Annotated in this window: 10 protein-coding genes; 3 read left to right on the top strand and 7 right to left on the bottom strand. The window is 72.7% G+C overall.

The annotated features are described in order from the left end of the window. Positions 1-128 precede the first annotated feature (128 nt). Together LUW87_RS15100 and LUW87_RS15095 are read right to left on the bottom strand one after the other, a co-directional pair. Positions 129-656 carry a hypothetical protein gene (locus tag LUW87_RS15100; RefSeq protein ID WP_232672022.1) on the bottom strand — a complete coding sequence of 176 codons (528 nt, stop codon included), beginning with the start codon at positions 654-656 and terminating at the stop codon, positions 129-131. Positions 657-658: 2 nt separating this feature from the next. Then, positions 659-1,846 (bottom strand): cytochrome P450, encoded by a 1,188-nt coding sequence (locus LUW87_RS15095; RefSeq protein WP_232672021.1) that lies wholly within the window; start codon positions 1,844-1,846, stop codon positions 659-661. A 163-nt stretch (positions 1,847-2,009) separates the two neighbouring features. On the opposite strand from LUW87_RS15095, the gene LUW87_RS15090 reads away from it, so the two are divergent. From LUW87_RS15090 to LUW87_RS15080, 3 genes are all read left to right on the top strand, one after another. Further along, a complete protein-coding gene (locus LUW87_RS15090; protein WP_232672020.1) occupies positions 2,010-3,728 on the top strand; it encodes an MFS transporter in 1,719 nt (572 codons plus the stop codon). Beyond that, on the top strand, positions 3,725-4,321 hold the full coding sequence (locus LUW87_RS15085) for a TetR/AcrR family transcriptional regulator (RefSeq protein ID WP_232672019.1): 597 nt from the start codon (positions 3,725-3,727) through the stop codon (positions 4,319-4,321). Before LUW87_RS15090 ends, LUW87_RS15085 begins: the two co-directional genes overlap by 4 nt. 506 nt (positions 4,322-4,827) lie before the next feature. Next, positions 4,828-5,586 (top strand): enoyl-CoA hydratase-related protein, encoded by a 759-nt coding sequence (locus tag LUW87_RS15080; protein WP_232672018.1) that lies wholly within the window; start codon positions 4,828-4,830, stop codon positions 5,584-5,586. 147 nt (positions 5,587-5,733) lie between these two features. Here LUW87_RS15080 and LUW87_RS15075 read toward each other — a convergent pair whose 3' ends face one another. The 5 genes from LUW87_RS15075 to LUW87_RS15055 form a co-directional block, all read right to left on the bottom strand. Next, positions 5,734-7,704: an acetoacetate--CoA ligase gene (locus tag LUW87_RS15075; protein ID WP_232672017.1), complete on the bottom strand. Its 1,971-nt coding sequence runs from the start codon at positions 7,702-7,704 to the stop codon at positions 5,734-5,736. A gap of 87 nt (positions 7,705-7,791) precedes the next feature. Continuing rightward, a complete protein-coding gene (locus tag LUW87_RS15070) occupies positions 7,792-9,441 on the bottom strand; it encodes an AMP-binding protein (RefSeq protein WP_232672016.1) in 1,650 nt (549 codons plus the stop codon). Then, positions 9,441-11,489, bottom strand: coding sequence for an acetyl/propionyl/methylcrotonyl-CoA carboxylase subunit alpha (locus LUW87_RS15065; protein ID WP_232672015.1), 2,049 nt, complete (start codon positions 11,487-11,489; stop codon positions 9,441-9,443). The genes LUW87_RS15070 and LUW87_RS15065 overlap by 1 nt, the downstream gene beginning before the upstream one ends. A 5-nt stretch (positions 11,490-11,494) precedes the next feature. Then, the gene (locus LUW87_RS15060) at positions 11,495-13,120 is read right to left on the bottom strand and encodes a carboxyl transferase domain-containing protein (RefSeq protein ID WP_430300540.1); all 1,626 of its coding nucleotides are present in this window, start codon (positions 13,118-13,120) and stop codon (positions 11,495-11,497) included. Positions 13,121-13,124: 4 nt separating this feature from the next. Beyond that, entirely contained in the window at positions 13,125-13,892 is a 768-nt protein-coding gene (locus tag LUW87_RS15055; protein WP_232672014.1) for an SDR family NAD(P)-dependent oxidoreductase, read from the bottom strand. Between the last annotated feature and the right edge of the window lie 133 nt (positions 13,893-14,025).

The raw sequence follows: 14,025 nt of genomic DNA, 5'->3' as shown, positions 1-14,025 counted from the left end.
CAACTCGTCCGAGCCGCCTGACCGTCCCGCTCGGCCCCGTGGCCCCTGGGATGCGGGCCGAGCCGGAGCTCCGACAGGTGGGGCCCCGTTCTCGACGGCGACTCGTCAGATCGACGTCACGCCGAGCGTCACGCGTTCCAGTGGGTGCGCAGGTCGGCCAGCCAGTCGGGGAAGTCGATGGGGGGGTCGGGCAGGGGCGTGACGCCCTGCTCGGCCAGGGCGGCCTCGTAGACCTCGGGCTGGTCGCCCCAGGAGCGGGGGTCGCCCATCATCACCTCGAAGAGCTTGGCGCCGTCGTCGCCGGCGCGCACCGGGCCGAACGCGGCGCCGAACGGCAGCTCCACGTGGGTGCCGGCCGGGCACCACCGGTCGTCGAACCAGAGGCCTCCGTCGATGACGAAGACGATGTGGGGGCTGTAGTGGCCGTGGCGGCGCACCATCATCCCCGGGTCGTACTCGGCGTAGAGCGACAGGTACTGGGGATCGGGGCTGAACGAGAACCACTTCTCGCGGACGTAGGCCTCGGTGCCGTCGGCGTTGCGCTGGGCTCGCACCAGCTGCCACGGCACCTCGGGGTCGTCCATGTGGCGAAAGATCGGCTCCTTGCCCTCGATGGGCAGCTCGACGGTGGTGGGGTCCTGGACGGGCTCGGTCACGTTCAGCTCCTGAACTCGAACTCGACCTGGGCCGACTCGAGGCCGTGCACGAAGGCGTTGGGCATGTCGACGGGCGCCGTGCCCGGGGCCAGCTGCCAACCCGAGGTGCGGCGCAACAGCTCCTCGAAGAAGACCTTGATCTCGAGGCGGGCCAGCGAGGCCCCCATGCAGAAGTGGGTGCCGAACCCGAAGGCGATGTGGTTGTTCGGGTGCCGGGTGACGTCGAGGCGCTCCGGGTCGTCGAAGTGGTCCTCGTCGCGGTTGCCGGAGCTGTACATGAGCACGACCTGGTTGCCCTTGGGGATGGTGACCCCGTTGACCACGGTGTCCTCGGTGGCCACCCGGCACATGTTGTGCACCGGGGTGACGTAGCGGATGAACTCCTCGACGGCGATGGTGAGGTCGGCGCCGTCGCGGAGCTTGGCCAGCTCCTCGGGGTGCTCGATGAGGTTGAGGATGGTGCGGGCGATGACGGTGCGGGTGGTCTCGGCGCCGCCGTCGAGCAGCAGCAGCGAGTCGGCGATGGCGTCCTCGAGCGACATGGGGCAGCCGTCGATCTCGGCGGTGGTGTAGTGGCTGAGGACGTCGTCGGCCGGGCAGCTCTTCTTGGCCTCGTAGAGCTCGGCGGTGGCGCCGGCGAACTCCATGGCCGAGGTCATGCCGACCTCGGAGAAGTAGCGGGGTCCGCCGCCCATGGCGATGGTGGTCTCGGACCAGTGCTTGAGCTCGGGCCACTGCTCCTCGTCGAAGCCGAGGAGCTTGCCGATCATCATGGCCGGCAGCGGGGCGGCGAGCTCGTTGACGATCTCGGCGCTGCCCCCCTTGGCCTCGACGGCATCGAGGAGTCGGGTGACCTTGCCGCGGATGTCGTCCTCCCAGTTGGCGGCCGCCCGCGGGGTGAAGCGTCGCGAGACCAGGTTGCGGCGCTTGAGGTGCATCGGGTCGTCGAGGCCGATGATGGCGCCGTCGGCGGGGAGGTTCGGGCGGTAGCCGCCCTTCTCCTGGTCGGAGTTGATGAAGACGGCCTTGTTCCGCTCGATGGCCACGATGTCGTCGTAGCGGGCGATGCCCCACAGCTCGTTGACGTCGTCCCAGTAGACGGGTTCGTTGGCCCGCATCCACGCATAGGTCGGGTACGGGTCGCCGGCGTAGAGCTCCGGTGCCAGCAGGTCGATCTTCAGGCGTTCCACCACGTGTCTCCCCCAGGAGGCCGGCGCCGGCCGGGGGACCGGCGCGTGTGCGAGCCGATGGTAGTGGTCGTCGTCGGGTGTCGTCGGTCACAATTGGAAACAGAGGTGTTTCGGAACGATCGTCTTTCGCTAGGGTGCTGCGGTCAGCGAGACGGGAGTGGATGTGGACGTCGCAGAGATGCACGATCGGCGGTGGTGGGCCCTGGCCGTGCTCGCCGGCAGCCTGCTGGTGATCACGTTGGACAACACGATCCTCAACGTCGCCATCCCCAGCCTGGTGAGGGACCTCGATGCCTCGACCAGCGAGCTGCAGTGGATCATCGACGGCTACGTCATCGTGTTCGCCGGCCTGCTGCTCACCGCCGGCGCACTCGGCGACCGCTTCGGCCGCAAGGGCATGCTCCAGATCGGCCTGGCCATCTTCGGCGTCACGTCGCTGTGGGCGTCGATGGCCGATTCGCCCACCCAGCTGATCCTCGCCCGGGCGTTCATGGGCGTCGGCGGGGCGATGATCATGCCCTCCACGCTCTCGCTGCTCACCAACATCTTCCGCGACGCCAAGGAGCGGGGGCGAGCCATCGGGGTGTGGGCCGCGGTCGCCGGCGCCAGCGGCGCCCTCGGGCCCGTCCTGGGCGGCCTCCTGCTGCGATGGTTCGGGTGGGGTTCGGTGTTCCTCGTCAACGTCCCCATCATCATCACCATGCTCATCGCCGGGAAGTTCCTGCTGCCCACCTCCAAGGCGCCGAACAAGACCCGGCTCGACCCTGTGGGCGCGGTGCTCTCGATCGCCGCCCTGGTGGCCCTGCTCTTCGGCGTCATCGAGACGCCGGTCAAGGGCTGGGCCGACCCGTTGGTGGTGGCTGCGTTCGGCATCGGTCTGACCATGCTCGCCGCCTTCATCGCCTGGGAGCTCCACGTCGACGAGCCCATGCTCGACATGCGCTTCTTCGCCAACCCCCGCTTCACCGCCGCCAACATGGCCATCACCCTCGTGTTCTTCGCCATGTTCGGGCAGATGTTCGTGATGACGCAGTACCTCCAGATCGTGCTCGGGTACGAGGCGTTGGAGGCCGGTCTGCGCATGCTGCCCATGTCGGTCGTGATGCTGTGCACGGCGCCCCTCGCCCCTCGGCTCGTCGAGAAGATCGGCACCAAGCTCGTCGTCGGCGGCGGACTCTGCCTCGTGGCCGTGGGCGTGTTCACGCTGTCCACCATCCCCGTCACCGACGGCTACCCCCGGGTCATCACCGGCATGATCATCCTCGCCTTCGGCATGGCGCTCACCATGGCCCCGGCCACGGAGTCGATCATGGGCTCGCTGCCTCCGGCCAAGGCCGGGATCGGCTCGGCCATGAACGACACCACCCGCCAGATGGGCGGGGCCCTGGGCGTCGCCGTGCTGGGCTCGATCCTGGCCGGCGTGTACCGCCCAGCCGTCGAGAGCGGTCTCACCGACATCGGTGTCGGCGAACCGGCCCTCGGCACCGCCGTCGACTCGGTCGGCGGTGCGCTCACCCAGGTCGCCCCCCAGCTCCCCGCCGACGTCGGTGCCCAGGTCGTGGACGTCGCCGCGGCCGCCTACGTCGACGGCGCCCACCTCGCCATGCGGGTCGGCGGTGTGGTCATCCTGGTGGCGGCCGCCGTGGTCTTCGCCTTCCTGCCGGCCCGGGCCCGGGACGCACGCGAGGACGAGGAGGGCCCGCTCGACGGGCTGGCCTCGCTCACCTGGGCCGAGGCGGAAGGGGTCCTCGAACACGACGCCGCCGTCGACCACGGCCTCATCGGGGCCGACGCCGACCCCCACTTCGACGACGGCGACCCCCCGCCGCCGTCGCCGCCGTCGCGAGGCCGAGCCGATTCCGGGGCAGACTCGGGACGATGAGCTCCAGCGTCGAGGTCAAGGCCCGCCCTGGGCGCCAGCGCAGCGTCGAGGCCGACCGGGCCATCCTGTCGGCGGCGATCGACGAGCTGGCCGAGTCGGGGTACGGGAGCTTCACGGTCGCCGCGGTCATCGCCCGGGCGGGCGTCTCGTCGGCCACGCTCTATCGGCGGTGGGCCACCAAGGAAGAGCTCGTCGCCGCCGCGCTGGCCTCGTTGCACCCCGAACCGGTCGACATCGACACCGGGTCGCTCGAGGGCGACGTCACCGCCCTGGTCGCCCGCATGGCCAAGTCCATGTCGGTGCGACGCGACGATCTCGCCGGGGCCCTGTCCACCGAGCTGCGCCACGACGACGACCTGCGGGCCGCCATCGAGGCCAAGTTCGCCACGCCCCGCCTGGCACTCATCGGCGACATCCTCGCCCGGGCACGCGACCGGGGCGAGCTGAGCGAGCCGCCCTCGGCCGAGGTGGCCTGGAGCCTCCTCGCCGGCCCCCTGCACCACCGGGCCTACCTACGCGACAAGCCGCTCACCCCCACCTTCGTGCGCACCACCACGGCGTTCGTCCTCGCCGGCCTGCGCGCGGTCTCATGACGTCTTGCTCCGGTCGGCAAGCCGTGATGCTTCGCTCAGCTCGGCAAGCCTCGCCGAGCCGGCTTCGCCGAAACGCGTGGCCTGGCTGAGCCTCCTTGCTGCGCGGCGTCGGCTGTTGCGTGCCGCGACATCTTGCTCCGGTCGGCAAGCCTCCCTCCGCCGCCTTCGGCGAAGCGCGTACGCGTGCTGAGCCTTCGTCGCTGGCGCTCCTTCGGCTCTTGCGAGTCGGCTGAGAAGCTCAGTCCGGTGGGCGATGGGAGCGCCAGCGACCCGCCCACACCGCGTCCCGACGAGCTCGCGAGGAGGGCGCCATGACGTCTTGCTCCGGTCGGCAAGCCTCCCTCCGCCGCCTTCGGCGAAGCGCGTGGCCGGTCTGAGCCTCCTTGCTGCGCGGTGTCGGCTGTCGGGAGTTGGCTGATCCTTTCCGTCAGGTGGGCGACGGGAGCGCAGCGACCCGCCCACACCGCGTCCCGACGAGCTCGCGAGGAGGGCGCCATACTCGCGGCATGGCTCTGCTCAGGCTGGAGGTGGCCGACCGGGTCGCGCTCCTCACGCTCAACGACCCCGACCGGCGCAACGTGGTCTCCCACGCCCTCAACGCGGAGCTGGCCGCGGCCATGGACGACCTGGAGGCGCGTGACGACGTGGGGGCGCTGGTGGTCACGGGGGCCGGCAAGGCGTTCTGCGCGGGGGCGGACCTCGACGACCTGTCCGGCGCGTCGAGCCCGGAGGAGCTCGAGGCCATCTACGCGGGGTTCCTCCGCGTGGCCGACTCGCCGCTGCCCACGGTGGCCGCCGTCAACGGCCCGGCGGTGGGGGCGGGCATGAACATGGCGCTGGCCTGCGACGTCATCGTGGCCGGCGCCTCGGCCCGCTTCGACACCCGCTTCATGCAGATCGGCATCCACCCCGGCGGGGGGCACACCTGGCGCCTCCGTCGCATCACCGACCACCAGACGGCCATGGCCCTGGTGGTGTTCGGTCAGGTCGTCGACGGCGCTCGGGCCGCCGAGATCGGTCTGGCCTGGTCGTGCGTCGCCGACGGCGAGCTGCTCGACGCCGCCCGAGCCGTGGCGGCCGGAGCCGCCGCCGCGCCACCCGACCTGGTGCGGCGCACCAAGGCCACCATCGCCTCGTTGGGGGCCGTCGACTCGGGTGCCGAAGCGGTGGCGGTCGAGCTCGAGCCCCAGTTCGAGTCGATGGGCCAGCCCGCCTTCACCGAGCTCCTGGCCCGGCTCAAGGCCAAGATCTCCTCGAAGGGCTGAGCGGAGAGGCCCGGAGCCCGGAGCCCGGAGCCCGGAGCCCGGAGCTCTGAGCCCCGGCCCTGAGCGACGGAACGAGGGAACGAGGGAACGAGGTGACCGAACGCGGCGACACGTTGCGCGACGGGCACCAGTCGCCAGGGCCCGGGGTCAGCGGCGCAGCTCGGGGAGGGCGACGATGGCGTCGATGGCCTCGGGGTTGGCCAGCGCCTCGGTGTTGCGCACCGGGCGGCCGTTGACGGCGTCGGCGACGGCCAGCTCCACCAGCTTGTCGGAGCGGGTGCGGGGCAGGTCGTCGACCTGGGCCACGACCGCCGGCACGTGGCGCGGGGTGCAGGCCCGGCGGATGCGAGCCCGCAGATCCGTCCGCAGGTCGTCGTCGAGGACCAGGCCCGGGTGCAGCCGCACCAGCAGCACGATGCGCATGTCGTCGCCGACCTGCTGGCCGAACACCAAGGCCTCCACCACCCCCTCGGCCCCCTCGACCGCCCGGTAGATCTCGGCGGTGCCGATGCGCACCCCGCCGGGGTTCAAGGTGGCATCGCTGCGCCCGTGGATCACCATGCCGCCGTGCTCGGTCCACGAGGCGAAGTCCCCGTGGGTCCACACCCCGTCGAACCCCTCGAAGTAGGCGGCCCGGAAGCGGGGGCCCGGGGTGGCGGGGTCGGGTGCCGCGTCGGTGCCGTCGGCCCAGAAGCCGAGCGGGACCGACGGGAAGGGCGCGGTGCACACCAGCTCGCCGGGCACCCCGGGCCGGTCGGCGAGCGATCTGCCGTGCTCGTCGTAGGCGTCGACCGCCATCCCGAGCGCGGGGCGTTGCAGCTCGCCGGCGTACACCGGGGAGGTGGGGTCGCCGGCCAGGAAGCAGCCCAGCAGGTCGGTGCCTCCGGCGATGGACGCCAGGTGCACGTCGGCCTTCACCGCGCCGTACACGTGGGCGAACCCCTCGGGCGAGAGCGGAGACCCGGTGGAGCACACCGTGCGCAGGCTCGACAGCCCGTGGGTGTCGGCCGGTCGCACGCCCTGCGTGCGCAGGGCATCGATGTACTTGGCCGACACGCCGAGCAGGGTCACGCCTTCCGCATCGACGAGGTCGAACAGCGCCGTGGGCGACGGATGGAACGGCGAGCCGTCGAAGCACACTGGCGTGACGCCGGAGGCCAGGCTGCCGACCTGCCAGTTCCACATCATCCAGCCGGTCGTCGTGAAGTAGAGCAGGCGGTCGCCGGCGCGCAGGTCGCAGTGCAGCTGATGCTCCTTGACGTGCTGGAGCAGCACCCCGCCGGTGCGGTGCACGATGCACTTGGGCACCCCGGTCGTGCCCGAAGAGAACATGACGTACCAGGGGTGGTCGAAGGCGAAGCGCTCCGGTGCCACCGGCGCGTCGCCGGCACCCAGGTCACGCCAGCGGATCACGCCGGCCGGGAGGTCGTCGGCGTCGTCGCTCACCACCACGGTGGCCCGCAGGGTGGGGAGCCCGGCCCGGATGGCCTCCAGGCGTTCGAGGCAGTCGAAGGGCCTGCCCCCGTAGTGGTAGTGGTCGGCAGCCACCAGCACGACGGGCTCGATCTGGGCGAAGCGGTCGAGGACGCCGCCGACCCCGAAGTCCGGCGACGCCGACGCGAAGACCGCCCCGATCGACGCCGCTCCGAGCATGGTCTCGATGGCCTCGAGGCCGTTGGGCAACCACGCCACCACACGGTCGCCGGCCTCGACGCCGAGGGCGCGCAGACCGCCTGCCACCACGGCCGCGCGCGTCGCCAGCTCGTCCCAGCTCCTCTCGACCCGTCGGCCGGTCTCGTCGACCGCGACCACCGCGGCGTCCGCGCCTCGCCGGGCGAGCAGGTTCTCGACCACGCTCAGCCGGGCGTCGGGGAAGAAGCGGGTGGCCGGGAACGACGCTCCGGGCGCCACGACCCGTTCACCGCGCTCGCCCACCACCCCGCATCGATCCCACACCAGCGGCCAGAACTCCTCGGGGGCGGTGACCGACCAGCGGTGCAGCGACGGCTGGTCGGGCAGGGCCCGACCGGTGGCGGTCTCGGCGTCGACCCGGAAGGCCTCCATCCGGCTCCGGGCGATCCGATCGGGTGAGGGGGTCCACAGGGCGGCGTCGGACACGGTGCCTCCTGGTCGGGGTGCGCCCCATGGTGCCCCATGGCCCCGCAGTCGTCCGACAGCCCGCCCGGGGGCTCCGGCCAGCAGGCGTCAGCTCGTCGGGTGCTCGTCTCCGGCCTGGGCGCGGGCCCATGCGTAGTCGGCCTTGCCGGCCGGGCTCCGCTCGATGCGGTCGCGGAACACGATGTCCTTGGGCAGCTTGTAGCGGGCCAGGTGGGCGCCGGCGGCCTCGCGCAGCTCCTCGACGGTGGCGGCGGCGCCGGGACGGAGGGCGACGACGGCCACGACCTCGCTGCCCCAGCGGGTGGACGGGCGCCCGCAGACCACGGCGTCGTGGACCGCCGGGTGGCCGAGCAGGGCCTGCTCGACCTCTTCGGCGAAGATCTTCTCGCCGCCGGAGTTGATGGTGACCGAGTCGCGCCCGAGCAGCTCCACCAGCCCGTCGGGGCGGAACCGGGCCCGGTCGCCGGCCACCGCATACCGGGTGCCGTCGGCCACGGGGAAGGTGCGGGCCGTGCGCTCGGGGTCGTCGAGGTAGCCGAGCGGGATCCGGCCGCTGCTGGCCAGCCACCCCACGGTGGGATCGGGGGCGCCGATCTCGCCGTCGAGGTCGGGCGCCAGGATGTGGCCGTTGGGTCCGAGGTCGAACACCGTCGTGGCTGCGGCGTCGCCCTCGGCCACGTTGCTGGCGATGGGGCCGGCTTCCGACGACCCCAGGCCGTCGGCGATCAACAACCCCGGACGGTGGGCGAGGAACCGGGCCTTGCTGTCGCGGCTGAGGATGGCCCCGCCGTTGGTGAGCACCCGCAGCGACGAGACGTCGTGCCGGGCCCGGTCGAGCTCGTCGAGCAGGGGGCGGGCGAAGGCGTCGCCGACGATCTGCAGCAGCGTGACGCCCTCGCGTTCCACAGTGCTCCACACGTCGACCGGGTCCAGCGACACCACGTTGGTGGGCACCACCAGGGTGCTGCCCTGGGCGAGCGTGGTGAGAGCCGTCCACTGGGCGGCCCCGTGCATGAACGGTGCCGTGGGCATGTTGCGCCGCCCACCGCGGGCCACGGCCTCCTCGGCGATCTCGTCGAGCGAGGTGAACTCGCGGCGGGTCCGGACGCTCGTGCCGCCGAGGGCAGCGGCGTAGATGTCGGCCTGGCGCCACAGGACGCCCTTGGGGGTGCCGGTGGTGCCGCCGGTGCAGAGCACGTAGAGGTCGTCGGGGCTGGTCTCGACCGGGGGCGGGACGGTGGGCTGGTCGGCGACGGCCTCGTGGTACCAGAGGGCCCCCTCGACGAGCCCGTGGCCGGAGCCGTCCGCCACCTGCAGCAGCAGGTCGAGGTCGGGGAGGCGGTGGCGGATGCGGTCGATCACCGGCGCGTAGGTCTCGTGGTAGGCGACCGCCCGGGCCCGCTGGTCGGCGAGCAACGGCACCAGCTCGTCGTCGACGTAGCGGTAGTTGACGTTGAACGGCGCCACCCGGGCGGCGTAGGCCCCCACGTTGACCTCGAGGAACTCGATGCTGTTGTGCAGGTAGAGGGCCAGGTGGTCCTGGCCCGACTCGTGGTTGGCCAGCCCGGCCCGGTCGTGGTGGCAGCCCAGGCCGTGGGCGTGGAGGAGGTTGGCGACCTGGTCGACCCGGGTCCGGAAGTGGCGGTAGGACGCGCGGCGGTCGCCGTGGACGATGCCGTCGCGGTCGGGGACGGCGTCGGCCACCGCCCGGATCACATCGGCCAGGTTGAACTCCACTAGCGCGGCCTCGGCTCGTCGCCGTCGGTGGCGTCGTCGTCCGCCTGGTCGTCGACGGTGACCACCGCGTCGCCGAGGGCGACGCGGTGGCCGGCCGAGGCGTGTACCGCACTGACGACCCCGTCGAACGGGGCGCGCAGGGTGAACTCCATCTTCATGGCCTCGACCACGGCCAGCGCCTCGCCGTGGTGCACCTGGTCACCCGCCGCTACCAGCACCTCGGTCACGGTGCCGGGCATGGGGGCGAGCACAGGTCCCTGGTGGCCGAGGTGGCGGTCGCCCGGGTGGGCCTCCCACGGCTCCTCGACCCGTGCCGCCCAGGTGCGACCGCCGTGGGCCAGCCACCAGGTGCCGTCGGGGGCCACGGCGCGACGCACGGTGCGGCGTCGACCGTCGACCACCACCGAGGCACCCTCGGGATCGTCGGCCGAGCGTGCGAGGGGTGAGAGGGAGACGGCCATGGACGGCCCGTCCCCGACGGCGACCGAACGGTCGGCGCCGGCCCCCGGCCCGACCGCCACCTCGTGGGTGGTGCCCCCGGTCTCGACGGTGATGGTGGTGGTGCGTCCGCCGGCCACGGTCCAGCCGTCGCGACGGTCCCAGGGGTGGTGGGGGTCGGTGCCGCCGGTGAGCCACCACAGGGCGACCAGCGCCACCACCCAGCTCGGTGCCTGGGTCGAGGAGTCCCCGTCGCCCTGCCCGGTGGCGAGACGGTCGACCAGCCCGGTGTCGAGGCGGCCGGCGACCACGTCGGGGTGGGCCAGCAGGTCTCGCAGGAACCCCACGTTGGTGGTGAGCCCCAGCACCGCGGTGTCGGCCAGGGCGGCGTCGAGGCGACGCCGGGCGTCGTCGCGGTCGGTGCCGTGGGCGACGACCTTGGCCACCATGGGGTCGTAGTCGGACCCCACGACGGTGCCCACGGCGAGCCCGGAGTCGACCCGGACGCCCGGGTGGTCGGTCGGTTCGTGCAGCGCCAGCACCGTGCCCCCGGTGGGCAGGAACCCGGCGGAGGGGTCCTCGGCGTAGACGCGTGCCTCGATGGCGTGGCCGCGTGGCACCAGCTCGCCCAGGCCCGGCGCGAGGGGCTCACCGGCGGCCACCCGCAGCTGCCACTCGACGAGGTCGAGGCCGAGCACGGCCTCGGTGACCGGGTGCTCGACCTGGAGGCGGGTGTTCATCTCCATGAAGAAGAACTCGTCGGGTCGGTCGGCCGACACGATGAACTCGACCGTCCCGGCGCCGGTGTAGCCGCAGGCCCTCGCTGCGGCCACCGCGGCCGCGCCCATGGCGGCCCGGGCACGGTCGTCGACGAGGGGGGAGGGGGCCTCCTCCACGATCTTCTGGTGGCGGCGTTGCAGGCTGCACTCGCGCTCGCCGAGGTGCACCACCTGGCCGTGGGTGTCGGCCAGCACCTGGATCTCGAGGTGGCGCGGGGTGGCGAGGAAGCGCTCGACCAGCAGCGTGTCGTCGCCGAACGCGGCCCGGGCCTCCCGACGGGCGGCGGCGATCTGGTCGGCCACCTCGTCGGCCCCGGCCACCACCCGCATCCCCTTGCCCCCGCCCCCGGCCGACGGCTTCACCAGCACCGGGAAGCCGATGCGGTGGGCCTCGGCGGCCAGGGCGTCGTCGTCGAGGTCGCGCTCGACGCTGCCGGGCACCACCGCCACCCCGGCCGCGGCCACCAGCGCCTTGGCCCGGACCTTGTCGCCCATGGCGGCGATGGCGGCGGCCGGCGGGCCCACGATGACCAACCCGGCGGCCACGCAGGCCTCGGCCAGGGCGGGGTTCTCCGACAAGAAGCCGTAGCCCGGGTGCACGGCCTCGGCGCCGCTGGCGAGGGCGGCGTCGATGATGCGGTCGACGGCGAGGTAGCTGTCGCGGGCCGGTGCCGGTCCGATGGGCACGGCCCGGTCGGCGACGCGCACGTGGAGGGCGCCGGCGTCGGCCTCGCTGTGCACGGCCACCGCCTCGATGCCCAGGCGGTGCAGCGTGCGGGTGATGCGCACCGCGATCTCGCCCCGGTTGGCGACGAGGACCCGCTCGAACACCGCCGTCACATCCGGAAGACGCCGTAGCCGACGTCGTCGAGGGGAGCGGCCCCGCAGGCGGCCAGAGCCAGCCCGACCGCCGTGCGGGTGTCGCCGGGCTCGAGGATCCCGTCGTCCCACAACCGGGCGGTGGAGTAGTAGGCGTCGCCCTGGGTCTCGTACTGGGACCGGATGGGCGCCTTGAACGCCTCCTCGTCGTCGGCCGACCAGGTCTCGCCGCGCCCCTCCATCTGGTCGCGCCGCACGGTGGCCAGCACGGCGGCGGCCTGTTCGCCGCCCATGACCGAGATGCGGGCGTTGGGCCACATCCAGAGGAACCGGGGCGAGTAGGCCCGACCGCACATGGAGTAGTTGCCGGCCCCGAACGATCCGCCCACGACCACGGTGAGCTTGGGCACCCGGGCGCACGCCACCGCGTTGACCATCTTGGCGCCGTGCTTGGCGATCCCCGAGGCCTCGTAGTCGCGACCCACCATGAACCCGGTGATGTTCTGCAGGAAGAGCAGCGGGATGCGGCGCTGGTCGCACAGCTCGATGAAGTGGGCTCCCTTCAGGGCCGACTCGCCGAAGAGCACGCCGTTGTTGGCCACGATGCCGATCGGGTGGCCCCAGACGTGGGCGAACCCGGTGACCAGCGTGGTGCCGTAGGCCGCCTTGAACTCGGCGAAGCGGGACCCGTCGACGAGGCGGGCGACGATCTCACGGGCGTCGTAGGGCTGGCGGGGGTCGGTGGGCACGAGGGCGTGGAGGTCGCCGGGGTCGACGGCGGGCTCCTCGGGGGGCTGCAACGCCCACGGCGGCGTCGAGGTGGGTGGGAGCGTGGCCACGATCTGGCGCACGAGGCGCAGCGCGTCGCGGTCGTTCTCGGCCAGGTGGTCGGCCACGCCGGACGTGGCCGCGTGCAGCTCCCCGCCCCCCAGCTCCTCGGCGCTCACCACCTCGCCGGTGGCCGCCTTCACGAGGGGTGGGCCACCGAGGAAGATCGTGCCCTGCTCGCGCACGATCACCGTCTCGTCGGCCATGGCCGGCACGTAGGCGCCACCGGCGGTGCACGAACCCATGACGGCGGCGATCTGGGCGATGCCCGCGGCCGACATGGTGGCCTGGTTGTAGAAGATCCGCCCGAAGTGGTCGCGGTCGGGGAAGACCTCGTCCTGGGCGGGCAGGAAGGCGCCCCCGGAGTCGACCAGGTAGAGGCACGGCAACCGGTTCTGGGCCGCCACCTCCTGGGCCCGGAGGTGCTTCTTCACCGTCATGGGGTAGTACGTGCCTCCCTTGACGGTGGCGTCGTTGGCCACCACCACGCAGAGGCGCCCCTCGACGCGCCCGACGCCGGTGATGATGCCCGCACCGGGTGCGTCGCCGTCGTAGAGGTCGTGGGCGGCCAGCGGCGACAGCTCGAGGAACGGCGTGCCGGGGTCGAGCAGCCCTTCGACCCGGTCGCGGGGGAGGAGCTTGCCCCGGTCGACGTGGCGGGCCCGGGCCGCGTCGGAACCACCGCGGCGGGCCGCGGCCGTGCGCTCGCGCAGCTGCTGCACGGCGGCGTCGAGCGCGGCCCGGTTGCGCGCCGCGCCCTCGGCGCCGGCGTCCACCGAGGTGGTGAGCCGTGGGGCCGCGGGCCGGGTGGTCACCGTGTCAGCCGGTGGTGATGCCGAGGTCGCTCGACAAGATGGCGCCGTGGATGTTGCGGCCCTCGTCGGAGGCCACCAGGGCGAAGAGCACGGCGATGTCGTCGGGGCTGCCCATGCCCCGAAAGCCCATGTAGCGCTGCACGAGGTCGAAGTCGACGTCGGGAGGCATCTCGTAGCCCTTGGTGAGGCTGGACTCGATGCCGCCCGGTGCGATGGCGTTGACCCGGACCTTGGTCTTGGCCAGCTCCATGGCCAGCGCCCGGGTGAGCTGCACCACCGCGCCCTTGGTCATGCAGTACACGACCGTGTAGGCGCCACCCATGAGCCCGGCGTTGGAGGCGATGTTGACGATGTTGCCGTCGGATTCGATCAGGTGGGGGATGGCGGCCTGGCTCATGAAGAACGGGCCGTCGGTGTTCACCCCGAACATCTTGCGGTAGCCCTCGACCGTCGTGTCGGTGACGTGCTCGCCCCGGGCGATGCCGGCCACGTTGCCGAGCACGTCGAGGCGGCCGAAGGTGTCGACTGCGGTCTGCACCGCGGAGCGGCAGGCGTCGGGGTCGCTCACGTCGGTGACGAGGGTCTCGATGGTGCCGCCCCCCTCGGCGCTCACCAGCTCGGCCGTGCCCACCAGGCCGGCCTCGCTGATGTCGAGGGCCAGCACCTTGGCCCCCTCGGCGGCGAGGCGGGCGGCGGTGGCTCGCCCGATGCCGGAGCCGGCGCCGGTGATCAGTGCCACCTTGTCCTCGAACCGCCGCAGACCGTCACCCATGTGGAAGAGCCCCCTCGTGCCTCTGGTCCCGGTGCTCACCGGGCTGCTGGATCGTAGGTCGGCCGGGCCCGGGCGCGTGCCCGACGACGATCGCCCGGACCGCGGTGCCGGCGGCGAGGGCAGAGAGGGGGGC

Origin of the sequence: Rhabdothermincola salaria (assembly GCF_021246445.1) — a bacterium.
Classification (GTDB): Bacteria; Actinomycetota; Acidimicrobiia; order Acidimicrobiales; family Acidimicrobilacustridaceae; genus Rhabdothermincola_A; species Rhabdothermincola_A salaria.
This window is presented reverse-complemented; position numbering and strand designations above follow the sequence as displayed.